The sequence below is a fragment of the Streptomyces aurantiacus genome (assembly GCF_027107535.1).
Lineage (GTDB): Bacteria > Actinomycetota > Actinomycetes > Streptomycetales > Streptomycetaceae > Streptomyces.
Genome location: NZ_CP114283.1, coordinates 2,389,622 through 2,416,281, shown reverse-complemented (window position 1 = coordinate 2,416,281; position 26,660 = coordinate 2,389,622). Strand labels below are relative to the sequence as shown.

21 protein-coding genes and 1 riboswitch are annotated in these 26,660 nt (G+C 73.5%); of the genes, 16 read left to right on the top strand and 5 right to left on the bottom strand.

Going from position 1 to position 26,660, the window contains the following annotated elements; all coding sequences use genetic code 11:
* Positions 1–20: 20 nt before the first annotated feature.
* From O1Q96_RS12370 to O1Q96_RS12360, 3 genes are all read right to left on the bottom strand, one after another.
* Positions 21–1,448 (bottom strand): hypothetical protein, encoded by a 1,428-nt coding sequence (locus tag O1Q96_RS12370; RefSeq protein ID WP_269248219.1) that lies wholly within the window; start codon positions 1,446–1,448, stop codon positions 21–23.
* A 158-nt stretch (positions 1,449–1,606) separates the two neighbouring features.
* On the bottom strand, positions 1,607–2,743 hold the full coding sequence (locus O1Q96_RS12365) for an alpha/beta hydrolase family protein (protein WP_269248218.1): 1,137 nt from the start codon (positions 2,741–2,743) through the stop codon (positions 1,607–1,609).
* A gap of 562 nt (positions 2,744–3,305) precedes the next feature.
* Positions 3,306–4,019, bottom strand: a complete 714-nt coding sequence (locus O1Q96_RS12360) for a class II aldolase/adducin family protein (protein WP_269248217.1) — start codon at positions 4,017–4,019, stop codon at positions 3,306–3,308.
* Between the two features lie 194 nt (positions 4,020–4,213).
* On the opposite strand from O1Q96_RS12360, the gene O1Q96_RS12355 reads away from it, so the two are divergent.
* From O1Q96_RS12355 to cobI, 10 genes are all read left to right on the top strand, one after another.
* Positions 4,214–4,951, top strand: a complete 738-nt coding sequence (locus O1Q96_RS12355) for a lysozyme (RefSeq protein WP_269248216.1) — start codon at positions 4,214–4,216, stop codon at positions 4,949–4,951.
* Positions 4,952–5,119: 168 nt separating this feature from the next.
* Complete coding sequence (locus O1Q96_RS12350; RefSeq protein ID WP_269248215.1) at positions 5,120–6,370, top strand: inorganic phosphate transporter; 1,251 nt, start codon at positions 5,120–5,122, stop codon at positions 6,368–6,370.
* A gap of 19 nt (positions 6,371–6,389) precedes the next feature.
* Positions 6,390–6,611, top strand: a complete 222-nt coding sequence (locus tag O1Q96_RS12345) for a hypothetical protein (RefSeq protein ID WP_269248214.1) — start codon at positions 6,390–6,392, stop codon at positions 6,609–6,611.
* Between the two features lie 122 nt (positions 6,612–6,733).
* Positions 6,734–6,874: riboswitch (cobalamin riboswitch) on the top strand.
* Between the two features lie 110 nt (positions 6,875–6,984).
* A complete protein-coding gene (locus tag O1Q96_RS12340; RefSeq protein WP_269248213.1) occupies positions 6,985–7,941 on the top strand; it encodes a cobalamin biosynthesis protein in 957 nt (318 codons plus the stop codon).
* Entirely contained in the window at positions 7,938–9,446 is a 1,509-nt protein-coding gene (locus O1Q96_RS12335) for a cobyric acid synthase (protein ID WP_269248212.1), read from the top strand. The genes O1Q96_RS12340 and O1Q96_RS12335 overlap by 4 nt, the downstream gene beginning before the upstream one ends.
* Entirely contained in the window at positions 9,443–13,096 is a 3,654-nt protein-coding gene (gene cobN / locus O1Q96_RS12330) for a cobaltochelatase subunit CobN (protein ID WP_269248211.1), read from the top strand. The genes O1Q96_RS12335 and cobN overlap by 4 nt, the downstream gene beginning before the upstream one ends.
* A complete protein-coding gene (locus O1Q96_RS12325; protein ID WP_269248210.1) occupies positions 13,093–15,183 on the top strand; it encodes a putative cobaltochelatase in 2,091 nt (696 codons plus the stop codon). The genes cobN and O1Q96_RS12325 overlap by 4 nt, the downstream gene beginning before the upstream one ends.
* Positions 15,183–15,782: a cob(I)yrinic acid a,c-diamide adenosyltransferase gene (cobO, locus tag O1Q96_RS12320; protein WP_217454325.1), complete on the top strand. Its 600-nt coding sequence runs from the start codon at positions 15,183–15,185 to the stop codon at positions 15,780–15,782. Before O1Q96_RS12325 ends, cobO begins: the two co-directional genes overlap by 1 nt.
* Positions 15,782–17,137, top strand: a complete 1,356-nt coding sequence (locus O1Q96_RS12315; protein ID WP_269248209.1) for a cobyrinic acid a,c-diamide synthase CobB — start codon at positions 15,782–15,784, stop codon at positions 17,135–17,137. The genes cobO and O1Q96_RS12315 overlap by 1 nt, the downstream gene beginning before the upstream one ends.
* On the top strand, positions 17,134–17,886 hold the full coding sequence (gene cobI / locus O1Q96_RS12310; protein WP_269248208.1) for a precorrin-2 C(20)-methyltransferase: 753 nt from the start codon (positions 17,134–17,136) through the stop codon (positions 17,884–17,886). Before O1Q96_RS12315 ends, cobI begins: the two co-directional genes overlap by 4 nt.
* Before the next feature lie 29 nt (positions 17,887–17,915).
* Here cobI and O1Q96_RS12305 read toward each other — a convergent pair whose 3' ends face one another.
* Positions 17,916–18,644, bottom strand: a complete 729-nt coding sequence (locus O1Q96_RS12305) for a ZIP family metal transporter (RefSeq protein ID WP_269248207.1) — start codon at positions 18,642–18,644, stop codon at positions 17,916–17,918.
* Positions 18,645–18,790: 146 nt separating this feature from the next.
* Here O1Q96_RS12305 and cobM point away from each other — a divergent pair, with 146 nt between their 5' ends.
* Genes cobM through cobC form a run of 6 tightly spaced genes read left to right on the top strand, consistent with a single transcriptional unit; the run spans position 18,791 to position 25,405 of the window.
* Positions 18,791–19,609, top strand: coding sequence for a precorrin-4 C(11)-methyltransferase (gene cobM, locus O1Q96_RS12300; RefSeq protein WP_269248206.1), 819 nt, complete (start codon positions 18,791–18,793; stop codon positions 19,607–19,609).
* Positions 19,606–21,036, top strand: coding sequence for a precorrin-6y C5,15-methyltransferase (decarboxylating) subunit CbiE (gene cbiE, locus O1Q96_RS12295; protein ID WP_269248205.1), 1,431 nt, complete (start codon positions 19,606–19,608; stop codon positions 21,034–21,036). The genes cobM and cbiE overlap by 4 nt, the downstream gene beginning before the upstream one ends.
* The gene (cobJ, locus tag O1Q96_RS12290) at positions 21,033–22,718 is read left to right on the top strand and encodes a precorrin-3B C(17)-methyltransferase (protein ID WP_269248204.1); all 1,686 of its coding nucleotides are present in this window, start codon (positions 21,033–21,035) and stop codon (positions 22,716–22,718) included. The genes cbiE and cobJ overlap by 4 nt, the downstream gene beginning before the upstream one ends.
* Before the next feature lie 23 nt (positions 22,719–22,741).
* On the top strand, positions 22,742–23,350 hold the full coding sequence (locus O1Q96_RS12285) for a precorrin-8X methylmutase (protein WP_269248203.1): 609 nt from the start codon (positions 22,742–22,744) through the stop codon (positions 23,348–23,350).
* Positions 23,347–24,273 (top strand): sirohydrochlorin chelatase, encoded by a 927-nt coding sequence (locus O1Q96_RS12280; RefSeq protein ID WP_269248202.1) that lies wholly within the window; start codon positions 23,347–23,349, stop codon positions 24,271–24,273. The genes O1Q96_RS12285 and O1Q96_RS12280 overlap by 4 nt, the downstream gene beginning before the upstream one ends.
* Complete coding sequence (gene cobC, locus O1Q96_RS12275; RefSeq protein WP_269248201.1) at positions 24,263–25,405, top strand: Rv2231c family histidinol phosphate aminotransferase CobC; 1,143 nt, start codon at positions 24,263–24,265, stop codon at positions 25,403–25,405. The genes O1Q96_RS12280 and cobC overlap by 11 nt, the downstream gene beginning before the upstream one ends.
* Positions 25,406–25,580: 175 nt before the next feature.
* Here the strand turns inward: cobC and O1Q96_RS12270 are convergent, their stop codons facing one another.
* Positions 25,581–26,480, bottom strand: coding sequence for an SCO1860 family LAETG-anchored protein (locus tag O1Q96_RS12270; protein ID WP_269248200.1), 900 nt, complete (start codon positions 26,478–26,480; stop codon positions 25,581–25,583).
* Between the last annotated feature and the right edge of the window lie 180 nt (positions 26,481–26,660).

Below are 26,660 nucleotides of genomic sequence, written 5' to 3'. Positions count from 1 at the left end.
CAACCGCCCTGTCCGGCGGCCTAGTTGCCGCCGGTGTGGACCTGGAAGGCGGCACGGCGTACGGCCTTGGCGAGGGCCGGATCGGGATGGGCGGCGGCGAGCGCGACCAGGACCTGGACGGTGCGGGGGTGGCCGACCGCGCGTACCTCGTCGAGGAGCGCGGGGACGGTCGGCTGCACCGCGGACTCCAGGTGCCGTACGAGGAGCGGGGCCTCGCCGTGGTCGGCGACGGCAGCGGCCGTGTCGACCCACAGCCAGGTGGCCTCCTCGCGGGTGAGCACCAGGTGGGCGTCCTCGGGGTCGTGCCCGTCGTGCTCGGCGAGCCACAGCAGGGCGTACGGGCGCAGGTAGCTCTCGTCCGCCACGGAGCGGACGTCCGGCTCGGCGGGGGCGCCGACCACGCGCAGCGCCTCGAAGGCCAGCCCGCGCAGGAGGGCGTCCTCGCCGCGCGCGGCGCCGAGCAGTTCGGTGACGGCGCTGCCCACGGGACGGGCGGCGAGCCAGGCTCGGTACTCGGCGCGGGCCGCGTTGGGCCGCAGCTGGGCGCAGCCGCGGAGCATGTCCTCGGCGCCCTGCTCGATGTTCCCGGCGGGGCTCTGGGCGGCCACGCAGATCTGCTCCAGCTTGACCCAGACGGCCCAGCTGCCGAGCGGGGTGAGCGTGGCCTGGCCGTCGGCGCAGGTGAGGGCGCCGACGGCCGCGAGGGCGTGCAGGGCCCAGTCGAGCAGGGGCGCGAGGGGGGTGTCCTCGGCCGGGCGCTCCACGGGCTCGGGCTGCGGTCCGTAGGGGATCTCGCAGCGCTCGGTGCGCAGTTCGGTGACGCGCTGCTCCAGCAGGTCGAGGAGCTGCGGGACGGGGACGGGGCCGGCGGACAGCTGGAGGAAGGAGAGGACCTGCGGCATCGCCGAGACGACCTCGGCGACGGCGGCGGGTTCGCGTCCGTCGGGGCCGGGGTGGGCGATCGACCAGGCGTCGAAGAAGGCGACCCAGCCGCGCAGTACGGCGCTGTCGTCGCGGTTCCAGGCACGCAGCCGCCAGCCGGGGCGTGCGGTGCCCCCGTGCACCTCGACGAGGCCCGCCAGCCGGGCGATGTCCCAGTCCGCGCGGACCTGGTCCGGGGTCAGGGACAGGTCCGTGGCGGCCCGTTGGGCGGTGGCGTCGGAGAGCGTGCCCTTGCCCTGCGAACCGTCGTCGTCAGTGCCGCCGGAGGCGGTGGCGTCGCGGTGCCGGCCGGAGCTCAGGGTGGCGTCGGCCCAGCGGGCGACCCGGGCCGCGCCGGCGAGCACGGCGCGCGCCATACGCGCGAGTTCCGCCGGTGCCGGTGTGCCCTCCGGCGGGCGGGGCGCGGGTCGGCGGGCGGGCCGCTGGGTCATCGCTCGGGGGGCGGCGGCCAGGGTTCGCGGGCGGACGAGTCGGAGCCTGGAGTCGCGCGGGATACGGGACGTCACGGGGGCAGTCTTCCGGTTGACGGTCCGAAAACCCAAACGGAATGCCGCGCGGGGCCGTGGGGGCGGTCCGCGCACCGGTTCCGGCGGGCGCCCCCGGGGTGTGCGCGACCTGCTGGTACATGGTTAAACGGAAGCTCCGGCACCGGGGCGGGAGGCGGTTACATCAGTGGGGTGAGGAAGCGGCGGAGGGCCTCTTCGTAGCCGGTCGGGTCGGCGTTCCACATGGCTCCGTGCGGTGCGCCGTGGACCGTGCGCAGGGTGACGAGGTCGGGGCGGCTGGCCGCGAGACGGCGCGAGGGCCCCCAGGGAGCGACGGTGTCGTCGGGGCCGTGCAGGACGAGAGCCGGCACCTTGAGCCGTCCGGGGGCGGCGGCGTCCTCGACGCGGTCGCCGTGCAGGCCCGTGCGGCCCTGGGCGGCACGGACGGCCAGGGGCAGCAGGGCGCCGGGGGTGCGGCGCGCCGTGGCGAGGGCGCGCAGCGTGGTCTCCCAGCTGAGGACGGGTGAGTCCAGCACGAGGCCGCGGATCCGGTCGCGGAGCGGGGAGTGCGTGGCGGCGCGCAGGGCCATGGTGGCGCCGGTGGACCAGCCGTACAGGACGACCCGTTCGGCGCCGTACCGCACGGCGAAGCGGATGGCCGCGTCCAGGTCGCGCCACTCCGTCTCGCCGAGGTGGCTGAGGCCGTCCCGGGGGCGGGGCGCGCCTAGGTCCCCGCGGTAGGCGAGGTCGAGGACGGGGAAGTGCTGGCGGTGCAGGAACTCCATGACGTTCATGGGGTGTTCGCGGGTGGTGCCGAGGCCGTGCACGGTGATCACCCAGGTGTCGCGGGCGGCCGGCACGAACCAGGCGGGCAGCGGGCCCAGTTCGCCGGGGACGTCCACGTCGGCGTGGTCGAGGCCAAGGGCTGCGCCCGGGTCGCCGATGTGCAGGCCGGGGGTGAACCAGACCTTGTCGCCGGGTTCCAGCGTGCCGTGGGTGACGCGCTCCAGGCGGCGTACCACCGTGTCGGCGGTGTGCGGGGCGCCGGTCAGGAGCGGGCCGACGACCGCGTGACTGCCGTCGCCGCTGAGACCGTAGACGCCGGGGCGCTGGGAGGCGAGGGCGCGGGTCAGGGCGATCCGGCCCGCGGCCGTGGCGTGCACGGTGAGCCGGGGTTCGGTGGGCAGCGGTCTGCCCGGCGGCGCCTTCAGGGCGGCGTCGCTGGCAAAGCGGCCGGCCGCGACGGTGGCCGCGCCTGCTATGGCCACGGTGACGGCGGTGGACAGGGCTGCGGTCGTCGGCTTCACGGTGCGCACGGGTCCAGTCTCCTGACCGAGCCCGGTGTCGGCCAGTGGACAGGGCGGCAGGGGTGAGTCCGGCACCGCCGTGAAGGTACGCCGCGCTGTCGCACCGCCCCGGTCGGCGCCGCACGGCGGGAAGGAGAACCCCGGCGCCGTACCTGCGGACCGCGAGGGCCCGGTGCCGTCTCTGCGCTGCCCGCGAGCCCGGCACCGCCCGGTGCAGCCGGGTGCCAGGTTCCCGGCAGCGCGGAGCCCGGGAGGCCGTACCGGGCCTGCGCAGCCGAGAGCCCTTCCCCTCGGTGCTGTCTCGGCACCGCCGCGGCGCTGTCTCGGCGCATCTTCGGCACCGCCGCGGCGCTGCGAGGACCGGAGGCCGGTGGCGCCCCCTGCGAGCCGCCGCCGTCCCTGCGCAGCCGTTGCCCCGGCTCCCCTGCGCCGTCTCGGCGCCGGAGCCCGAGAGGCCCGTGCCGCCCTTGGAACCCTGGACCCCTGGTCGCCGCCGAGAGCCCGGCACCGCTCCCGGGGAGCCGCGAACCCGGCCCCTCGGCCGGCCCGTGGCGCGGTCCGGCGCGGCCGCTCAGGGCTGCGGCTGCCCGTACCCCTTCAGTCGTTCCCCCGCTTCCGCCACCTGGGCCTCGGTCAGCAGGGTGGGGGTGAGGCCGGGGACGGACGACGCGGTGAGCCACACGCGGCACATCCATTCGAGCTGCGCGGTGCGGTCGTAGGCCTGGGAGAGGGTGGCCCCGTGGGCGAGGGTGCCGTGGTTCTGGAGGAGGCAGGCGGTGCGGTCGCGCAGGGCCCCGAGCATGTTCTCGGCCAGCTTCTCCGTGCCGTAGGTCGCGTAGGGGGCCACGCGGACGGGCCCGCCGAGGTCGGCGGCCATGTAGTGGACGAGGGGCAGCTCGCCGACGAGGGTCGACACGGCCGTCGCGTGCACGGCGTGGGTGTGGACGACGGCGCGCGCGCCGGTGGCTCGGTAGACGGCGAGGTGCATGGGCGTCTCGCTGGTCGGAACGAGCGGACCGAGCACATGCCGGCCGTCGAGGGAGACCCCGCAGACATCCTCGGGTGTCAGCCGGTCGTACGGGACCCCGGTCGGCGTGACCAGGACGGTGTCGCCCACCCGCACCGACACGTTGCCCGACGTGCCGACGACCAGGCCCTCGGCCACCGTCCGGCGGGCCGTCGCCACGAGCTCGTCCCACGCGCGGGCCAGCTCCTCCCCCACTCCGGGCGCGCCCGCCTCTTGCGCGCCCCGTCCGTCTTCCGTGTCCCGCCGCCGCTCAGCCATGCCGCGATCCTGCCAGCAGCCCGCCCGGAGTCCGTGCGGACGAGGGCGCGGTCGGGCGGAAACGCGCGACAGAAGTACCGCGAACAGGAACGAACAGGTCGTCAAGTGTCCATGGCCGTCGGACGGCTGACTTTCCGTGATCTTCCAGTACTCTCTGGGAGATTTTTCGTGTGTGCTGCCATTCCGGGGGAAACATGGCTCGTGATCACCAACCGTCCCGTCACCGCGCCCGCCTCGTCGCGGCCTCCGTGGCGACGGTGGCACTCGGCGGTACGGCTCTCGCCGAGGTGCCGGCCTCGGCCGCCGACCGACCCAGGGGACACGACGTGTCCTCGCACCAGAAGAACGTGAACTGGCCGGCGGCGAAGAGCAAGGGCGCCGCGTTCGTCTACGTGAAGGCGACCGAGTCCACCACGTACCGCAACCCGTACTTCGACGGGCAGTACAACGGCGCCCGCGAGGCGGGCATCGTCCGCGGCGCCTACCACTTCGCACTGCCGCACAGGTCGTCGGGAACGGCCCAGGCCGCCTACTTCCTGCGCAACGGGGGCGACTGGCGGGCGGACGGCTGGACACTGCCGCCCGCGCTGGACATCGAGTACAACCCGTACGGCGAGAAGAAGTGCTACGGCCTGAGCAAGGGCAGAATGGTCGGCTGGATCAAGGCCTTCAGCGACGAGGTGAAGCGGCAGACCGGCCGCCGGCCGGTCATCTACACCAACCGCGACTGGTGGAAGACGTGCACGGGCGACAGCCCCGCCTTCGCCGACCATCCGCTGTGGCTGGCCCGCTACAGCGCGTCCGCGGGGCCGCTGCCGGCGGGCTGGGAATTCTGGACGTTCTGGCAGTACGACAACAGCGGCAGCCTGCCGGGTGACCAGAATCTCTTCAACGGGTCACCGTCCCAGCTGAAGAGATTCGCAAGGGGGTAGCGGACCCCTCCGTTCCGCCTCTGTTCGAGGGTCTTGGCCGCCGGTCCGACACAAGCGGAACGGCGGCACCTCTATCGGGTCACCCCATCGCCGGACTCAGTTCATCTTCCGTTCATCCAGGTTGCCTACGTTCCCCATGCCACTGTCGTCCAACAGAAGCCTGGGTAAATGGAACACATCACGCTCCTCCTCGGAATCGTGATCGTCACCGCTCTCGTGTTCGATTTCACGAACGGTTTCCACGACACTGCCAACGCGATGGCGACGACCATCTCGACCGGCGCTCTCAAGCCCAAGACGGCGGTGGCCATCTCCGCCGTGCTGAACCTCGTCGGTGCGTTCCTCTCCGTGGAGGTCGCCAACACGATCTCCAAGGGCCTCGTCGACGAATCCGGTATCCAGCCAGAGGTGATCTTCGCTGCGCTCGTCGGCGCGATCCTCTGGAATCTGCTGACCTGGCTCGTCGGACTGCCGTCCAGCTCCTCTCACGCCCTCATGGGCGGTCTCATCGGCGCCACGGTCGCCTCGGCCGGAATGGGCGCCGTCCACGGCGACGTGCTCGTCACCAAGGTCCTGATCCCCGCCATCGCCGCTCCGATCGTGGCGGGTCTCGCCGCGCTCCTGGCGACCCGGCTGACGTACAGGCTCGGCAAGCACACGGGCGAGAAGTCGTCGGCGAAGGGCTACCGCGCCGGCCAGATCGCCTCCGCGGGCCTCGTCTCCCTCGCCCACGGCACCAACGACGCGCAGAAGACCATGGGCATCATCACCCTGGCCCTGGTGGCCGGTGGCGCCCTCGCTCCCGATTCCGACCCGCCGGTCTGGGTCATCCTCTCCGCGGGTGTGGCCATCGCGCTCGGTACCTACCTGGGCGGCTGGCGCATCATCCGCACGATGGGCAAGGGCCTGACCGACCTCCAGCCCCAGCAGGGCTTCGCCGCCCAGACCAGTGCGGCCACGGTCATCCTGGCCTCCTCGCACATCGGCTTCTCCCTCTCCACCACGCACTCCGTCTCCGGTGCCGTGATGGGCGCGGGCCTCGGCCGCAAGGGCGGGGTGGTCCGCTGGTCCACCGCCACCCGGATGTTCGTCGCCTGGGGCCTGACCCTGCCGGCCGCGGCCCTGGTGGCCGCCCTCGCCGAGTACGTGACCTCCTTCGGGAACTGGGGCACGGGCCTCGTCGCCCTCTTCCTGGTCGCCTCCAGCGGCGCGATCTGGCTGGTCTCCCGGCGCCAGGTGGTCGACCACACCAACGTGAACGACACCGACGACCCTTCCGGCGTGGTCACCACGGCCATCGCCGCCGTCACCCCGCCTCCGCTCGGCAGCACGGTCGAGGACCTCACAGCCACCATCCCGGCTCCGGCCGAGACGCCCGCGAGCCCGTCGGCACCGTCCACGCCGTCGGCCGTGGTCTGAGCCCCAAGGAAGAGACAGCATGAAGATCGACTGGGCAGCCCTCGGTTCCGTGTTCGGAACCAGCCTCATCGTCACCGTCGCCCTCGTGGGCCTCTTCACCCTCGGCATCGTCGGCCTCTCCAAGCGGGAGTCGGCCTCCGCCCAGGGCAACTCCGCGACCCTCGCGGTCACCGGCGCGTACGCCTGCTTCGCGGCCTGCACGGCAGCCGTGTCGTACGGGATCTATCTGATCGTCGCCTGACCCCGCAGCACGTCCGTTCCGTACGAGACGGCCCCGTCGACCCCCTGGTCGGCGGGGCCGTCCCGCGTCCGCGTGTGGGGCTCAGCACACTCTCCCTTCGCAGGTCAACAGCAAGTTGACGGGTGTTCTCGGGCCGTGGTGGACTGCCGGAGCCATGTACGACGGCAGAAGAGGAAGCCGGTGCGAATCCGGCGCGGTCCCGCCACTGTTACCGGGGAATCCATCCCCCGGGAGCCAGGAACTCTCGCCGTCGGTCTCGTCGAACCAGGGCGTGGACACCCTGAGTGAGGACATATCGCCATGCGCGGCTGCCTGTTGTGGACCAGTGTGCCCAGTACGAGGGTTCCGCCTAGCGTGACGGCGGGCTGAACCGATGCGTGCCGACCGCGTCTTCGCGTACGGCGCCGCCGCCGGCCTCCTCGGTGACCTGCTGCTCGGCGATCCACGCCGGGGGCATCCGGTCGCCGCGTTCGGCCGGGCCGCGGGCGCCGTGGAGCGCGTCCTGTGGCGTGACCACCGCGGGTGGGGTGCGCTGCACACCGCCGTGTGCGCGGGCGGCGCCGTGGCCCTCGCCGTGGCCGCCGACCGTTCCGTACGTACCTCCCGTGCCGCCTCCGTCGCACTGACCGCCGCCACCACCTGGGCCGTCGTCGGGGGGACTTCACTAGGCCGGGAGGCCCGCGCGGTCGCCGGGGCGCTCGACGCCGGGGACGTCGACGTGGCCCGCGAGCGGCTGCCGCACCTGTGCGGGCGTGATCCGCAGGCGCTGGACGCCGACGGGATCGCCCGTGCCGTGGTCGAGTCGGTCGCCGAGAACACCTCCGACGCGGTGGTGGGCGCCCTGGTGTGGGGCGCCGTGGCGGGCGTGCCCGGTCTGGTCGGGTTCCGGGCCGTCAACACGCTGGACGCCATGGTCGGACACAGATCGGCCCGCCACCGCCGTTACGGGTGGGCCTCCGCGCGGCTCGACGACGTGGCGGGATGGCCGGGAGCCCGGCTGACGGCCGCCCTCGCGACCGTCGCCGGAGGCGACCCGCGGGGAGCGGTCCGCGCCTGGCGGGCGGACGCCGGCCGGCATCCGAGTCCCAACGCCGGCCCCGTCGAGGCCTCGTTCGCGGGGGCGTTGGGGGTGCGGCTCGGCGGAACACTCTCGTACGAGGGGCGGGTCGAACACCGGCCCGTGCTCAACGGTCCCGGGCGGGCCGTACGGGTCGCGGACATCGAGCGGGCCGTCCGGCTCTCGCGACGCGTGAGCCTGCTCGCGCTGGGTGCGAGCGTCGCGGGGCGGCTGCTCGCCAAGGGGCTTCTCACGAAGGGGCGTACGACATGAGCGGGGGACTCCTCGTCGCCGGCACCACGTCCGACGCGGGCAAGAGCGTCGTGACCGCCGGGATCTGCCGGTGGCTGGTGCGGCAGGGCGTGAAGGTCGCGCCGTTCAAGGCGCAGAACATGTCGCTGAACTCGTTCGTCACGCGGGAGGGCGCGGAGATCGGCCGGGCGCAGGCCATGCAGGCGCAGGCCGCCCGCGTGGAGCCCACCGCGCTGATGAACCCCGTGCTGCTCAAGCCGGGCAGTGACCGCAGCAGCCAGGTCGTCCTCATGGGCAAGCCCGTGGGCGAGATGACTGCGCGCGGCTACCACGGCGGGCGCCAGGAGGCGTTGCTCGGGACCGTGCTGGACTGTCTGGCCGAGTTGCGGGGCACGTATGACGCGGTGATCTGTGAGGGGGCGGGCAGTCCCGCCGAGATCAACCTGCGGCGGACGGACATCGTGAACATGGGGATCGCACGCAACGCGCGGCTGCCCGTGCTCGTCGTCGGCGACATCGACCGCGGAGGGGTCTTCGCCTCCTTCTTCGGCACGGTGGCCCTGCTGTCGCGCGAGGACCAGGAGCTCGTCGCCGGGTTCCTCGTCAACAAGTTCCGCGGGGACGTCTCGCTGCTCGAACCCGGCCTCGACATGCTGCACGGGCTCACCGGGCGGCGCGCGTACGGCGTCCTGCCCTTCCGGCACGGGCTCGGTATCGACGAGGAGGACGGACTGAGGGTCTCCCTGCGGGGCTCGGTCCGGGAGTCCGAGGTCTCCTCCCCGGTCGGCGAGGACATTCTCCGGGTGGCCGTCTGCGCGATCCCCCTGATGTCCAACTTCACGGACCTGGACGCCCTCGCCGCCGAACCGGGCGTCGTCGTGCGGTTCGTGGACCGGGCCGAGGAACTGGTGGACGCCGACCTGGTCGTCGTACCCGGCACCCGGGGCACGGTCAAAGCCCTGGAGTGGCTGCGGGAGCGCGGTCTCGCGGACGCCATCTCCACACGGGCCGCGCAGGGCCGACCCGTCCTCGGTGTCTGCGGTGGCTTCCAGATCCTCGGCGAACACATCGAGGACGAGGTCGAGTCGCGCGCCGGCCGGGTGGACGGGCTCGGACTCCTCCCCGTACGCGTGCGGTTCGCGAGGGAGAAGACCCTCGCCCGTCCCGTCGGCGAGGCCCTCGGCGAACCCGTCGAGGGGTACGAGATCCATCACGGGGTCGCCGAAGTGACCGGTGGCGAACCCTTCTTGGACGGCTGCCGGGTCGGCGAGGTCTGGGGCACGCACTGGCACGGCTCGCTGGAGTCGGACGGTTTCCGCCGTGCCTTCCTGCGGGAGGTGGCCGCCGCCGCGGGGCGCCGCTTCGTACCGGCCGCCGACACGTCGTTCGCAAGGCTGCGCGAGGAGCAGCTGGACCGGCTCGGCGATCTGATCGAGGAACACGCGGACACGGACGCGCTGTGGCGGCTCATCGAGTCCGGCGCGCCTTCAGGACTGCCCTTCATTCCACCGGGAGCGCCCGCATGAGCACAGTGTTGTTGTTGTCGACCGCCGACACGGATCTGCTGGCGGCGCGTGCCTCCGGCGCCGCGTACCGGATCGGCAATCCGACCCGCGTGGACGTCGCGGAGGAGCTTCCCGCGCTGGTCGAGGGCGCGGACATCGCCGTCGTACGGCTGCTGGGCGGCAAGCGTGCCTGGGAGGACGGGCTCGCCGCTCTCAGGGCGTCCGGCGTCCCGACCGTGCTGCTCGGCGGCGAGAGCGTGCCCGACGCGGAGCTGATGGCCGAGTCGTCCGTGCCCGCGGGTGTCGTCGCGGAGGCACTGCGCTATCTCGTCGAGGGCGGCCCGGACAACCTGGCCGAGCTGGCCCGCTTCCTCTCCGACACCGTGCTGTTGACGGGCGAGGGCTTCGAGGAGCCGCGGAAGATGCCCGAGTACGGAGTCCACGGCGGGCGCACGCACGTCGAGGGCCGTCCGACCGTGGGCGTGCTCTTCTACCGGGCCCACCACCTGAGCGGCAACACGGCCTTCGTGGACACGCTGTGCGACGCGATCGAGGCCCGGGGCGCCAACGCGCTTGCCGTGTACTGCGGTTCGCTGCGCGGCGCCGACGCGGAGCTGTACGAGATGCTCGGCAAGGCCGACACGCTGGTCGCCACGGTCCTCGCCGCAGGCGGCACGCACGCCTCGAAGGCGTCCGCGGGCGGTGACGAGGAGGCCTGGGACATCGGCGCGCTCGCCGACCTCGACGTCCCCGTCCTGCAAGGGCTCTGTCTGACCTCCTCCCGGTCGGCCTGGGAGGCGTCCGACGCGGCGCTGTCCCCCATGGACGCGGCGATGCAGGTCGCGATCCCGGAGTTCGACGGTCGCCTCATCACGGTCCCGTTCTCGTTCAAGGAACAGGGCCCGGACGAGGTGCCGGTGTACGTCGCCGACCCCGAGCGGGCCGCGCGGGTCGCCGGAATCGCCGTGCGCCACGCCCGGTTGAAGCACAAGCCCAACGCGGACAAGAAGCTCGCGCTCGTCTTCACGGCCTATCCGACCAAGCACTCCCGGGTCGGCAACGCGGTCGGGCTCGACACCCCCGCGTCGGCGGTACGGGTCCTCGACGCGCTGCGGGACGCCGGGTACGCCCTCACCGAATACCCGGACAACGGCGACGAGTTGATCCACCGGCTCATCAACGCCGGTGGCCACGACGTCGAATGGCTCACCGAGGAGCAGCTCGCCGCCGCCCCCGCGCGGGTGCCGCTCGCGGACTACCGGGCGTGGTTCGACAAGCTCGACCCAGGGCTGCGCGAGGGGATGCTGGAGGCGTGGGGCGAGCCGCCGGGCGGCCTGTACGTGGACGGCGACGACATCGTGCTGGCGTCCCTGCAGTTCGGGAACGTCGTCGTGATGATCCAGCCGCCGCGCGGTTTCGGCGAGAACCCGATCGCGATCTACCACGACCCGGACATGCCACCCTCGCACCACTACATGGCGGCCTACCGCTGGCTGGAGAACAGCTTCGGCGCGGACGCCGTCGTGCACATGGGCAAGCACGGCACGATGGAATGGCTGCCGGGCAAGGGGCTCGGGCTCGGCGCGGGCTGCGCGCCGGACGCCGTCCTCGGTGAACTCCCGCTCGTCTACCCGTTCATCGTCAACGACCCCGGCGAGGGCACCCAGGCCAAGCGCCGCGGGCACGCCACGGTCGTCGACCACCTCGTCCCGCCGATGGCCCGCGCGGACACCTACGGCGACCTCGCGAAGCTGGAGCAGCTCCTCGACGAGTACGCGCTCGTGTCCGACCTGGACCCGACGAAGGCACCGGCCGTGCGGGCCCAGATCTGGACGCTGGTCAAAGCGGCCGAGCTGCACCACGACCTGCATGTGGACGACCAGCCCGACGACGACGCCTTCGACGAGTTCGTCATGCACATCGACGGCTATCTGTGCGAGATCAAGGACGTGCAGATCAGGGACGGTCTGCACATTCTCGGCGGCGGCCCGGAGGCCGAGCCGCGCGTGAACCTCGTGCTGGCCGTGCTGCGGGCCTCACAGGTGTGGGGCGGCGCGGCGAACGCGCTGCCGGGCCTGCGGGCCTGTCTCGCCGAGCACTTCGGGCTGGTCGAGAAGGAGTTGCTGGCCGAGCCCGGCGCGCCGCTGAAGGTGCCGGTCGAGCTGAGCGACCTGGTCCAGGGGCCGTCGCGGTCGGCGGCCGACGCGATCGACCTCCTCGAGCAGCTGTGCCGCCGGTTCGCGGAGGGCATGGAGGAGCGCGCCTGGGACGCCGGTACCGTCCCCGCCCTCGTGCGCGAGGTGCTGGGCGGTGAACTCCCGGACGCCGTCGCGGTGTTGGAGTTCGCGTGCCGTGAGGTCGTGCCGCGGCTGGCCCGTACGACGGACGAGATCGACCACATCCTCAAGGCGCTGGACGGCGGTTACGTCCCGGCGGGCCCTTCGGGCTCACCGACCCGCGGACTGGTGAACGTCCTGCCGACCGGGCGCAACTTCTACTCGGTCGACCCCAAGGCCATTCCGTCCAGGCTGAGTTGGGAGGTGGGGCAGTCCCTCGCGGACTCGTTGGTGCAGCGGTACCTCCAGGACACCGGCGACTACCCGAAGTCCGTCGGCCTGACGGTCTGGGGTACCTCCGCGATGCGCACGCAGGGCGACGACATCGCGGAGATCCTGGCGCTGCTGGGCTGCCGACCGGTGTGGGACGACGCGTCGCGGCGCGTCACCGGCTTCGAGGTCGTGGGCCTGGAGGAGCTGGGCCGGCCGCGCATCGACGTCACCGTCCGTATCTCCGGCTTCTTCCGTGACGCGTTCCCGCACGTGGTCGGGCTGATCGACGACGCGGTGCGGGCGGTGGCGGATCTGGACGAGCCCGCCGACCGCAACTACGTGCGCGCGCACGCCGACGAGGACACCGCCGAGCACGGCGACCGGCGGCGCGCGACAGCCCGTATCTTCGGCTCGAAGCCGGGCGCGTACGGGGCGGGACTCCTCCCGCTCATCGACGCGCGCAACTGGCGCTCCGACGCCGACCTCGCCGAGGTGTACGCGGTGTGGGGCGGCTACGCGTACGGACGCGGACTCGAAGGGCGGGCGGCGCGCGGGGACATGGAGACGGCGTTCCGGCGGATCGCCGTCGCGGCCAAGAACGTCGACACCCGCGAGCACGACCTCGTCGACGCCGACGACTACTTCCAGTACCACGGCGGCATGGTCGCCATGGTCAGGCATCTGACCGGCACCTCCCCCGAGGCGTACGTCGGTGACTCCGCCACTCCCGACCAGGTCAAGACCCGCACCCTCGGCGAGGAGACCCACCGGGTCTTCCGCGCCCGGGTGGTCAACCCGCGCTGGATGGCGGCGATGCGGCGGCACGGCTACAAGGGCGCCTTCGAGATGGCGGCCACCGTCGACTACCTCTTCGGGTACGACGCCACCGCCGGGGTCGTGGACGACTGGATGTACGAGAAGCTCAGCGCCGAGTACGTCTTCGACGCGGAGAACCAGGACTTCATGAAGAAGTCCAACCCGTGGGCCCTGCGCGGCATCACGGAGCGGCTCCTGGAGGCCGCCGAGCGCGGGCTGTGGGCCGAGCCCGACGCGGACACGCTGGAACGGCTGCGGGCCACCTATCTGGAGCTCGAAGGCGACTTGGAGGGCGACGACCAGTGAGTACCCCGTTCCCGTTCACGGCCGTGGTCGGCCAGGACGACCTGCGGCTCGCGCTGCTGCTGAACGCCGTGTCGCCCGCGGTGGGCGGCGTGCTCGTCCGCGGCGAGAAGGGCACCGCCAAGTCCACGGCCGTGCGCGCCCTCTCGGCGCTCATGCCGCAGGTGGACGTCGTGGCAGGCTGCCGCTTCTCCTGCGCGCCGGCCGCCCCTGATCCGGCGTGCCCGGACGGCCCCCACGAGGCGGGGCCGGGGGTGTCCCGGCCGGCCCGGATGGTCGAACTGCCCGTCGGCGCCTCCGAGGACCGCCTCGTCGGCGCCCTCGACATCGAACGGGCCCTCGCGGAGGGCGTGAAGGCCTTCGAGCCGGGGCTGCTGGCCGACGCCCACCGCGGACTCCTGTACGTGGACGAGGTCAACCTCCTCCACGACCACCTCGTCGATCTGCTGCTGGACGCGGCCGCGATGGGTGCCTCGTACGTGGAGCGCGAGGGCGTCTCCGTACGGCACGCGGCGCGGTTCCTGCTCGTCGGCACGATGAACCCCGAAGAGGGTGAGCTGCGGCCGCAGTTGCTCGACCGGTTCGGGCTGACCGTCGAGGTCGCGGCCTCGCGTGAGCCCGACCAGCGGGTGGAGGTGGTGCGGCGGCGGCTCGCGTACGACGACGACCCGGACGGGTTCGCGACGCGCTGGGCCGACGAGGAGTCCGCCGTACGGGCCCGGATCGTGGCCGCGCGGGAGCTGCTGCCGTCGGTGCGGCTCGGCGACGGCGCGCTCCGGCAGATCGCGGCGACCTGCGCCGCGTTCGAGGTGGACGGCATGCGGGCCGACATCGTGATGGCCAGGACCGCCACCGCGCTGGCCGCGTGGTCCGGACGCACCGACGTGCTGGCCGAGGACGTGCGGCAGGCCGCGCTCCTCGCGCTGCCGCACCGCCGGCGGCGCAACCCCTTCGACGCGCCGGGCCTCGACGAGGACAGGCTCGACGAGACGCTGGAGGAGTTCGGCGGCGGGGACGACGCGGCGGGCTCCGACACCACCGGCGGCCCCGACGGCTCCCATGACTCCGACAGTTCCGACGGCTCCGACGAGGACGACCCGGATCCGGACGGGCCCGGTGGCGGGCGGCCCCCGCAGCACGGGCCCGACGACGGCGACGAGGGTGACGGCGGCGAGAGCTCCGGTGAGGTGCCCGCGCAGGGCACGCCCTCCGAGAACGAGAACGGGCAGGCGCCGTCGCCCGGCGCGGGCGAGCAGTCCCCCGTACGGGCCGCCGAGCCCTTCCGCACGAAGGTGCTGAGCGTGCCCGGTCTCGGCGAGGGGGCCGCCGGCCGGCGGTCCCGGGCCCGGACCGAGCACGGCCGCACCACCGGGGCGCGCCGGCCGCGCGGGGCGCTCACCAAACTGCATCTGGCGGCGACCGTGCAGGCCGCGGCCCCGCACCAGCGGGCGCGCGGCCGGTCCGGGCCCGGTCTCGTCGTACGGCGGGACGACCTGCGGCAGGCCACGCGGGAGGGCCGCGAGGGGAACCTGGTGCTGTTCGTCGTGGACGCGTCCGGGTCGATGGCGGCCCGGCAGCGGATGAGCGCCGTGAAGGGCGCGGTGCTGTCGCTGCTCCTCGACGCCTACCAGCGGCGGGACAAGGTGGGGCTCGTGACCTTCCGGGGGTCCGCGGCCGAGGTGGCGCTGCCGCCCACCTCTTCGGTGGACGCGGCCGCGGTGCGCCTGGAGTCGCTGCCCACCGGTGGCCGTACGCCGGTCGCGGCCGGGCTGCTGCGGGCGCACGACGTGCTGCGGGTGGAGCGGCTGCGGGATCCGGCCCGCCGGGCGCTCGTGGTCGTGGTGACCGACGGGCGGGCCACCGGTGGACCGGAGCCTGTCGCGCTGGCCGGAAGGGCCGCCCGGCTGTTCGCCGCCGACGGGGTCGCGTCCGTCGTCGTCGACTGCGAGTCGGGGCCCGTACGGCTCGGGCTCGCGGGGCGGTTGGCGGGTGAGCTCGGCGGTACGGCGGTGACGCTGGACGAGTTGCGGGCCGACTCGATCGCCGGTCTGGTCAGGGACGTTCAGGGCAACAGCAGGAGGGCCGCGTAATGCCTCAGGGACAGCCGAGTGTCGTGCCGGACGACGGCCTGACGACCCGTCAGCGACGGAACCGGCCGCTCGTCGTCGTGCACACCGGGATCGGCAAGGGGAAGTCCACCGCCGCCTTCGGGCTCGCCCTGCGCGCCTGGAACCAGGGGTGGCCGATCGGGGTGTTCCAGTTCGTCAAGTCCGCGAAGTGGAAGGTCGGCGAGGAGAACGCCCTGCGTGTCCTCGGCGCCAGCGGTGAGGGCGGGTCCGTCGACTGGCACAAGATGGGCGAAGGGTGGTCGTGGGTGCAGCGCGACTCCCAGATGGACAACGAGGAGAAGGCCCGCGAGGGCTGGGAGCAGGTCAAGAGGGACCTCGCCGCCGAGACGTACAAGCTGTACGTACTCGACGAGTTCGCCTATCCCATGCACTGGGGCTGGGTCGACGTCGACGAGGTCGTGGCGGTGCTGCGGGACCGGCCGGGCACCCAGCACGTCGTCATCACCGGGCGCAACGCTCCCGAGAAGCTCGTCGAGGTCGCCGACCTCGTGACCGACATGTCGAAGGTCAAGCACCCGATGGACGCCGGGCAGAAGGGGCAGAGGGGCATCGAGTGGTGATGTCCCGCGTCCCCCGGCTGGTCGTCGCCGCGCCCTCTTCGGGCAGCGGCAAGACCACCGTCGCCACAGGGCTGATGGCCGCGTTCGCCGCGCGGGGGCTCACTGTGTCCCCGCACAAGGTGGGGCCGGACTACATCGATCCCGGCTATCACGCGCTCGCCACCGGGCGCGCGGGGCGCAATCTCGACGCCTATCTGTGCGGGGCGGAGTTGATCGCGCCGCTGTTCGCGCACGGCGCGCGCGGGTGTGATCTCGCCGTGGTCGAGGGCGTGATGGGGCTGTTCGACGGGGCCGCGGGGGAAGGGGAGCTGGCCTCCACCGCTCACGTGGCGAAGCTCCTGCGGGCGCCCGTGGTGCTGGTCGTGGACGCCTCCTCGCAGTCGCGGTCCGTGGCCGCGCTGGTACACGGTTTCGCATCCTGGGATCCCGAGGTGCGGATCGGCGGGGTGATCCTCAACAAGGTCGGGTCCGCCCGGCACGAGGAGTTGCTGCGGGAGGCTCTGGACCAGTCCGGGGTGCCCGTACTGGGAGTGCTGCGGCGGGCTCCGCAGGTGGACACGCCTTCTCGGCACCTCGGGTTGGTGCCTGTCGCCGAGCGGCGGGCGGGGGCGGTCGCGGCGGTCGCCGCCATGGCCTCGCAGGTGCGGGAAGGGTGCGATCTGGATGCGCTGTTCGCGTTGGCACGTGGCGCCGGGGAGTTGTCGGGGGACGCCTGGGACGCGGCCGAGGCCGTGGCCGGGCCGAAGGAACACGCGCCCGTCGTGGCTGTTGCCGGTGGGCCCGCCTTCACCTTCTCCTATGCCGAGCATGCCGAATTGCTTGCCGCCGCCGGCGCCGAGGTCGTCACCTTCGATCCGCTCCGGGACGAGCAACTTCCGGACAGGACAAGGGGGTTGATCATAGGAGGCGGGTTCCCCGAGGTGTACGCGCCGGAGTTGTCCGCCAACGAGCCGTTGCGCAAGGCCGTGGCCGCGCTCGCCGAGAGCGGGGCACCGGTCGCCGCCGAGTGCGCGGGGCTGCTCTACCTCTCCCGTGAACTCGACGGCCTGCCGATGTGCGGTGTCGTCGACGCCGAGGCACGGATGGACGAGCGGCTCACGCTCGGATACCGGGACGCCGTGGCGGTCTCCGACAGCGTCCTGGCTCAGGCGGGCACCCGGATACGAGGACACGAGTTCCACCGGACCGTCATGGACCCGGGGGCCGGGACGGCTCCCGCCTGGGGGCTGCGCACCCCCGTACGGCGGGTCGAGGGTTTCGTACAGCAGGGTGTGCACGCGAGTTATCTGCACACGCATTGGGCGTCCGTTCCCGGTGTCGCCCGCCGGTTCGTCGAGAGGTGTGTCGGGTCATGAGCAACAGCAGGCTGATCGGGGTCGGGGTCGGGCCCGGGGATCCCGAGCTCGTGACCGTCAAGGGCGTCGACCGCCTCCGGGCGGCGGACGTCGTCGTCGTGCCCGTCATGGCCGCGCCCGACGGCAGGGACGGCGGTGAGCCCGGGCGGGCCGAGTCCACCGTGCTGCACTACGTGGGCCAGGAGAAGGTCGTACGTGTCGTCTTCGCGCTCAACGAGCGGTCCGACCGGGGCCGCCGCGAGGCCGCGTGGGACGCCGCCGGCGAGCGGGTGGCCGAACTGCTGCGGGCGCACGGCACCGTGGCCTTCGCCACGATCGGCGATCCGAACGTGTACTCGACGTTCACCTACCTCGCGCAGACCGTCGCCCGGCTCGTGCCGGGAACCCTCGTCGAGACCGTGCCCGGCATCACCGCCATGCAGGACCTCGCCGCCCGGTCGGGGGCGGTACTGACCGAGGGGACCGAACCGCTGACCCTCGTGCCCGTCACCGCGGGAGCCGCCGTGCTCAAGGACGCGCTGAACGGGCCCGGGACGGTCGTCGCCTACAAGTTCGGGCGGCTCGCCCAGGAGGTGGCCGCGGCACTGCGGGAGACCGGCCGGGCCGAGGACGCCGTGTGGGGGTCCGCGCTGGGACTGCCCGAGGAGTCGATCAGGAGCGCGGCGGAACTGGACGGCGCCCCGCTGCCGTACCTCTCCACACTCATCGCGCCCGCCCGGCGCCACGGCGGACGCGGCGGCAAGCTGTGAGGTCCGTCAGAGGGCCGCACGGCCGTGCCTCACTCCGCGATGCCCACGACCAGCCAGATGAACCCCACTCCGGCGAGCGTGCACAGCAGCGTGGAGCGGGCCGGGTGTTCGTGGTGGGCCTCGGGGAGGATCTCGGCGGCCGCGAGATAGAGGAGCGCGCCGCCGAAGAACCCGAGATATCCGCCGAGCAGGTGTTCGGGGATGGTGAAGAACAGCGTCGAGGCGGCGCCTGCCACGGGGGCCGCCGCGTCCGCGAAGAGCATCGCGACCGCCTTGCGGCGGGCGTTCCCGTACAGCGTCGTGATCGTGTACGTGTTGAAGCCGTCCGCGAAGTCGTGGGCGATCACCGCGACCGCCACGGCTGCTCCCATGCTGCCGCCGACCTGGAAGGCCGCGCCGATCGCCACCCCGTCCATGGCGCTGTGGCCGACCATCGCGGCGGCGGCCGTCAGGCCCACCTGGGGCGTGCGGCCGTCGTGCTCCCCGGCGCCGTGCGCGGCCTGACGTACGGCGAGGAGCCGTTCCACCATGTGGGCCAGCAGGAAGCCGGCCACGAACAGCAGCAGCGCGGCCGGTACGCCGAAGACCTCCTCGCCCGCCGCGTCGAGTGCCTCCGGCAGCAGGTCCAGGCCGACGACGCCCAGCATCAGGCCGCCGGCCAGGCCGAGTACGAGGTGGCGGCGGTCGGTGACGCGTTGCGCCGTCCAGCCGCCTGCCAGCGTCATGAGGAACGCGCCGAGCGCGACGAACACCGCCATAGGCCCTTGCTATCCGATCAACCCGTCCTCACGCACGTCCGCCGCACATCCGAGGCCCCTCGGCTTCCGGAACACGTGCGCTGATGTCCCCCGACACCCACGGCACCCGCAGCACTCGCAGCCTTCCCAGGAGAGGACCTCATTCCATGGCCGATGCCCCCACCGGCAAGGTGACCTTCGTCGGCGCCGGGCCCGGCGCCGCCGACCTGCTGACGTTCCGTGCCGCGCGCGCCATCGCCGAGGCCGACGTCGTGATCTGGGCGGCCAGCCTGGTGCAGGCGGAGGTTCTCGAACACGCCCGTGAGGGTGCCGAGATCCTGGACTCGGCGACCATGTCGCTGGAGGACGTCGTCGCCGTGTACGAGCGGGCAGCGGCGGACGGCCTGAAGGTGGCCCGCATCCACTCGGGCGACCCGGCGCTCTGGGGCGGCACGCAGGAGCAGGTCGACCGGTGCGCCGGAATCGGTATCGAGACCGAGATCGTGCCCGGCGTCTCGTCCTTCTCGGCCGTCGCCGCGCTCGCCCAGCGCGAGCTGACCATCCCCGAGGTGGCGCAGTCCGTGATCCTCACCCGGCTCGGCGGGGGCAAGACGCCGATGCCGCCGGGCGAGGAGGTACGGGAGTTCGCGCGGCACGGCACCACGATGGCCCTGTTCCTGTCGGCCGCCCGCAGCGGGCAGCTCGTACGGGAGCTGCTGGAGGGCGGGTATCCGACCTCGACCCCGGTCGTCGTCGCCTACCAGGCGACCTGGCCGGAGGAACTGATCGTGAGGTGCACGATCGAGACGCTGGAGGAGACCGTCAAGGAGCACAAGCTCTGGAAGCACACGTTGTTCCTGGTCGGCCCGGCCCTCGAAGCACACGGCACGCGCTCGCACCTCTACCACCCCGGCCACTTCCACGGCTTCCGCAAGGCCGACCCCCAGGCCCGCAAGGCGCTGCGGACGCGGGGTGCCACACCATGATCACCGTCGTCGGTACGGGCACGGGGGCGCCCCTTCCCCCGGACGCCGAGGTGGCGCTGGGCGGAGCGGGGCTCGTCGTCGGTGCCCGGCGTCACCTGGACCGCGCCGCACTCCCGGACACGGCCTCGCGGATCGTCCTCGGCCCGCTCGCGCCCGCCCTCGACGCGATCGAGCGGTATCTGGAGAAGGCGGAGACGGCGGCGGAGGCGCAGGCCGCGGCGGAGGCCGAACCCGCGGCGGAGGCAGCGGCAGCGGCAGCGGCAGCGGGGAACGCGACGGCGGACCGGACGAACCCGGCGGCGTGGTCCGCCGGCCAGGGCCGGGTCGTCGTGCTGGCTTCCGGGGACCCCGGGTTCTTCGGGATCGTCCGGGCGCTCGCGGAGCGGTTCGGGGCCGGGCGGCTGGACGTGCGCCCGGCGGTGTCGTCCGTCGCCACCGCCTTCGCGCGGGCCGGGCTGACGTGGGACGACGCCGTGGTGGTGAGCGCGCACGGACGCGACCTGCGGACCGCCGTGAACGTCTGCCGGGCCCACCCGAAGGTGGCCGTGCTCACGGGCCCCGGCTCCGGGCCCGCGGAGCTCGGCGCCGCGCTGCGGTCCGGCGACCGGATGCTCGTGGTGGCATCGGCGCTCGGTTCGGGTTCGGGAGCGAGCGCGGGTGCGGGTACGGGTGCCGACGAAGGCGCGGGTTCGGGTTCGGGTTCCGGTGAGCGGGTGGAGCGGGTGACGCCCGCCGAGGCCGCCGTACGCGACTGGGGTCAGGCGGTGAACGTCGTGCTGTGCCTCGACGAGTCACGCGTCCTGTCGCCCGCGCGCACCATCGCCGGTCCGGCGCCGACGCCCTCCCGATGGGCGCTGGCCGAGAGCGAGTTCACCCACCGGGACTCGATGATCACCAAGTTCGAGGTACGGGCGCTGGCGCTGGCGCGGCTCGGACCGCGGCTCGGTGACCATGTGTGGGACATCGGCGCCGGGTCCGGTTCGGTCGCCGTGGAGTGCGCCCGGCTCGGGGCCGCCGTGACCGCCGTGGAGAAGACCCGGGACGGCGTGGAGCGGGTGCGCGCCAACGCGGCCGCGCACGGGGTCGACGTGACCGCCGTGCACGGGGCCGCGCCGACCGTGCTGTCCGACCTGCCCGACCCCGACGCCGTGTTCGTCGGCGGGGGCGGGCGGGAGCTGCCCGCCATCGTGACGGCCTGCGCGCGGCGGGCGCGGCGGTCGGTCGTCGTGGCGATGGCCGCGCTCGACCGGGTTCCGGCGGTGCGGGACGCGCTCGTCCTGGCCGGGCTGGACTGCGAGGGCGTCCTGTTGCAGTCGTCCCGGCTCGCGCCGCTGCCCGGGGACGTCACCCGGCTCGCGGCGACCAACCCCGTGTTTCTGCTGTGGGGCGTCCGGCCTCCGGCGCACAGTGAAGGAGTCACCCAGTGATCGGCCTGATTTCCGCGACGGCCGCCGGGTCGGCGGGCTGCGAGCGGGTGGCCTCGGCCTGGCCCGGCCGCACCCGCGTCTACGAGGGCCCCGTCGGGGATGCCGTGCGGCGGGCTTTCACGGAGTGTGATCAGCTCGTGTGCTTCCTCGCCACGGGGGCCGTGGTGCGGCTCGTCGCGCCGCTGCTCGCCGACAAGGCGTCCGACCCCGGAATCGTGTGCGTCGACGAGGGCGGGCGGTTCGCGGTGTCGCTGGTCGGCGGTCACGGGGGCGGCGCCAATGAACTCGCCCGCCAGGTCGGGGAGTTGCTCGGGGCCGAACCGGTCGTGACGACCGCCACCGACTCCGTCGGCGTGCCGGGTCTCGACACGCTCGGCTTCCCGGCCGAGGGTGACGTGGCGGGGGTGTCGCGGGCCATGCTGGACGGTGAACCGGTCGTCCTGGACGCCGAGTTGACCTGGCCGCTGCCGCCGCTCCCGGCCCTCGCACCCGAGGGTGCCTACTCGATTCGCGTGACCGACAGGGCCGTTGAGCCCGCCGAGCGCGAGGTCGTTCTCCGGCCGCCTTCCCTCGTCGTCGGTGTCGGCGCCTCCAAGGGTGCTCCCGTCGACGAGGTGCTCGGGCTCGTCGAGGAGGCTCTGCGCGATGCCGGGCTGTCCGCGAGGTCCGTCGCCGAGCTCGCCACCGTCGACGCGAAGGCCGGTGAGCCCGGCATCGTCGGGGCGGCCGAGCGGCTCGGGGTGCCGTTGGTGACGTACCCCGCCGAGGAGTTGGCGAAGGTGGAGGTGCCGAACCCCTCGGCCGCGCCGCTCGCCGCCGTCGGTACGCCCTCCGTCGCCGAGGCGGCGGCGCTCGTCCGCGGCGGCGAACTCCTCGTGCCCAAGCGCAAGTCGGCCGCGGTCCCGGCGATGGCGACCTGCGCGGTCGTCCGCCGGGCCGCGCGCGGGCGGCTCGCGGTGGTCGGGCTCGGGCCCGGCGCCCGGGACCTCCTCACCCCGCGCGCGAAGGACGAACTGCGCCGGGCCTCCGTGCTCGTGGGCCTCGACCAGTACGTCGACCAGATCCGCGACCTGCTGCGCCCGGGCACCCGCATCCTGGAGTCGGGGCTCGGGGCCGAGGAGGAGCGGGCCCGCACGGCCGTGGCCGAGGCCCGGCTCGGACAGGCCGTCGCGCTGATCGGCAGTGGTGACGCGGGGGTGTACGCGATGGCGTCGCCCGCGCTCGCGGAGGCGTCCGACGACATCGACGTGGTGGGGGTGCCCGGGGTCACGGCCGCGCTCGCGGCCGGGGCGATCCTGGGTGCGCCGCTCGGCCACGACCACGTGTCGATCAGCCTGTCCGACCTGCACACTCCGTGGGAGGTCATCGAGCGCCGGGTACGGGCGGCGGCCGAGGCCGACATCGTGGTCACCTTCTACAACCCGCGCAGCCGGGGCCGTGACTGGCAGCTCCCCAAGGCGCTCACGATCCTCGCGGACCACCGTGAGCCGACGACGCCCGTGGGAGTCGTGCGCAACGCCTCCCGGCCGGACGAGTCCAGCCGGGTCACCACCCTCTCGGGACTCGACCCGGCGACGGTGGACATGATGACGGTGGTGACCGTGGGCAACACGGCGACCCGTGAGATCGCCGGCCGTATGGTGACGCCGCGCGGCTACCGCTGGCAGGAGGAACCCAAGTGAGCCAGGTGGACCGAGGACCCGGGGTGAGCCGTGTGTTCCCGCAGCCGCGGGTCGTGCACCCCATCGAGGAGGAGTCCTTCCGGCGGCTGCGGGCCCGCCTCGACACCTCGCACTTCCCGCCGCTGACCAGGGCCGTCGTGGAGCGGGTGATCCACTCCGCGGCCGACCTGGAGTACGCGGCGGACCTCGTCACGAACGAGGGCGCGCTGGAGAAGGCGCACCGGGCCCTGCACGACGGAGCGCCCGTCGTCGTGGACGTGGAGATGGTCGCCGCCGGCATCACGCGCCGCGAGACCGTGTGCCGGCTGAAGGGCGCGAAGTCCGGTCCGGGGCTGACCCGTTCGGCGCACGCGATCCGGCTCGCGTACGAGCAGGTCGGGCCCGGTGCGCTCTGGGTGATCGGCTGTGCTCCCACCGCGCTGGAGGAGCTGCTCACCCTCGACGCCGCCCCGGCGCTCGTCATCGGTCTGCCCGTCGGTTTCGTCGGTGCGGCCGAGTCCAAGGCGGCGCTCCGCGAGAGCGGGCTGCCCGCCGTCAGCAACGTGTCCGAGAAGGGCGGTTCGGCCGTCGCGGCGGCCGCGCTCAACGCCCTGCTGTACCACCCCGTTTCGTATCCCGAGGAGAAATCGTGACCACCCCCGCCCCCGCCCTGCTCATCGCCGGCCATGGCACCCGGGACGATGCCGGAGCCGAGGCGTTCCGCGACTTCGTCCGGGAGCTGGGCCGCCGCAACCCCGGCCTGCCCGTGGCGGGCGGCTTCATCGAGCTGTCCCCGCCGCCGCTCGGCGACGCGGTGGCCGAGCTGGTCGAGCAGGGGGTGCGCAGGTTCGCCGCGGTTCCCCTGATGCTCGTGTCCGCCGGGCACGCCAAGGGCGACATCCCGGCCGCGCTGACCCGCGAGAAGGAGCGGCACCCCGGGATCTCGTACACGTACGGGCGTCCGCTGGGCCCCCACCCGGCGCTGCTCACCGTGCTGGAGCGACGGCTCGACGAGGCGCTCGGCGGGTCGGTGCGCACGCCCGAGGACCGGGCCGAGGTGACCGTGCTGCTCGTCGGGCGCGGCTCGACCGACCCGGACGCCAACGCGGAGGTGCACAAGGCGGCGCGGCTGCTGTGGGAGGGGCGGGGTTACGCGGGCGTGGAGACGGCGTTCGTCTCGCTGGCCGCGCCGGACGTGCCGTCGGGCCTGGACCGCTGTGTGAAGCTCGGCGCGCGGCGGATCGTCGTGCTCCCCTACTTCCTGTTCACCGGCATCCTCCCGGACCGGGTGCGGCAGCAGACCGAGGGCTGGGCGACGGCGCATCCGGAGACCGACGTGGTCTCCGCGGACGTCATCGGACCGGAGCCGGAGCTGCTCGACCTGGTCATGGAACGCTACCGGGAGGCCGTCGAGGGCGATCTGCGGATGAACTGCGACTCCTGCGTCTACCGGATCGCGCTGCCCGGCTTCGAGGACAAGGTGGGTCTTCCCCAGCAGCCGCACTTCCACCCGGACGACGACGGGCACCACCACGGACACCACCACGGCGGCCACACACACTCCCATGCACACTGACAGCGACGACAGAGACGGCCCCGGCTTCCGGGGCACCGGTGGGCCCGGTCCTGGCGAGCACGGTCCTGGTGGGCACGGCCGGGCGCACGACCTGCGCCACCACGGCGACGCCGAGGTGCGTGACGACGGCTCGGCGCTCGTCGACCTCGCCGTGAACGTCCGTGCCGGTACTCCCCCGGCCTGGCTGCGCGATCACATCGCCGAGTCGCTGGGCGGGCTCGCGGCCTACCCGGACGGGCGGGCCGCGCGGGCCGCCGTGGCCGCGCGGCACGGACTGCCCGTGGAGCGGGTGCTGCTCACGGCCGGAGCTGCCGAGGCCTTCGTGCTGCTCGCCCGGGCGCTGAAGGTCCGTCACCCCGTCGTCGTGCACCCGCAGTTCACCGAGCCGGAGGCGGCGCTGCGGGACGCGGGCCACGCCGTGGACCGGGTGCTGCTGCGGCCGCAGGACGGTTTCCGGCTCGCCCCGTCGGCGGTTCCCGAGGACGCGGACCTGGTGGTGATCGGCAACCCGACCAACCCCACGTCCGTCCTCCACCCGGCCGGCCTGATCGCCCGACTCGCCCGTCCCGGGCGGACGTTGGTGGTCGACGAGGCGTTCATGGACGCGGTGCCGGACGAGCGGGAGGCGCTCGCGGGGCGCACCGACGTGCCGGGGCTCGTGGTGCTGCGCAGCCTCACCAAGACGTGGGGGCTCGCGGGGCTGCGGATCGGTTACGTGCTCGCGGACCCCGGGACGGTCGCCGGGCTCGAGCGCGGACAGCCGCTGTGGCCGGTGTCCACGCCCGCGCTGGCCGCCGCCGAGGCCTGTATGACCCCGAGGGCCCTCGCCGAGCAGGCCCAGGCGGCCCGCCGCGTCGCCACGGACCGGGCCCATCTGGTCGCGGGACTCAAGGAGTTCGCGTCCGACGGGGTCCGGGTCGCGGAGCCCGCCGAGGGGCCCTTCGTCCTGGTCGGCCTCCCCGGGGCGGCGGCGGTCCGGGCCCGGCTGCGCCGACTGGGCTTCGCGGTGAGGCGCGGCGACACGTTCCCGGGGCTGGACGAGACCTGGCTGCGACTGGCGGTACGCGACCGCCCGACGGTCAACCGCTTCCTCCAGGCCCTGGACCAGGCACTGAGCCTGCGAGACGCCTGACCGGCGATCGGGCGACTCCGGCTGAGCTCCCCCCCATTCCAGGGCGCGAGGAACAGCGCGCCCGACCCCCACCGCCTCCTCAGGGGCGCGAGGAACGGCGCGACCAACCCCCACCGGCCCGCGGACGACACTCGACCCTCCCCTCCCCGCCCCTCCTCTCCCGCCCCCGGAGGGGTCAGCTCCTCCGGCGGCGGGCCATCGCGAAGGCTCCGCCGCCCGCCACCAGCAGGGCGACCGCCCCCGCGGCGACGTACGGCGTGGCCGAGCTGCCTCCGGTCTCGGCGAGGTTGGCTTCTTCGACGGGCGCCCCCTGCGGCTCGACCTCGGCCGCGGGTTCGGTCGGAGCCGCCGCCACGGTGGGTGACTTGCAGGTGGCCTCGGCCAGGGTGACCGTACCCTCGACATCGGCCACGTTGAGCTTCAGCGGGTTCACGGAGACCTTGAGTTCGAGCGCGGTCGCGGCGGCCGTACGCGAGGTGGTGCGCAGGGACGTCAGGTCGAGGCGGACCTCACCGACGCCGGGCACCTTCACCTCCGTGATGCCACCGGCGGTGAGCGTGGTCCTCTTGCCGAGCACCGTGACCGCGCCCAGCGGATCGGCCGAGGCGACCGGCTTCTCGCCCGCCGCGCAGACCGCCTTCGCGGTGACCTGGTCGACCTCGATCAGGGAGAGCAGGGGCAGGCCCGGGAGGTGCACCTTGGCGTGGGCGAGGTGCACCGAACCCTCGGCCTTCTCCTCGGTGACGGTCGCGCTAGCCCTGGCGACCTCCGCTCCGAGGACGGTGAACGCTCTGCCGCCCTCGACGCCGTCCAACTTCGCGGTGAGCGTGGTCTTCTCGGCACTCCGCGGAGCCCGGACCTCGTTGAGCGAGACCGCGAGCGGGACGTCGACGGTCCGGTCGAGCAGGGAGACGTCGAGCCCGGTGCGCAGGACGACGGCTCCGGCGCGACCGCGGTCGTCGGTCGCGTGGGCCTGGCCCGCACCGGCCAGGGTCGCGGGACCCGCGGCCAGGGCGGCGGCGGCCGCGGTGGCGGCCACCCTGCGTGCGGGCATGCGGAAAGCGTTGCTGTTCAAGGTGGTGGGACCCCCACATAGACAGAACCGGAGACGCGACGCCGCCGGAGGCTCCGCGCACGGGGACCTGTGGGGAGCGTCCGGCGGCGTCGATGCGGGAATCCTCACGCACGGAGAGTGAACAGTCCCCAAGCTGAGGGGAGTTCACCCGTACGTGGAGTTTCCGCGCACCTCTTCGAA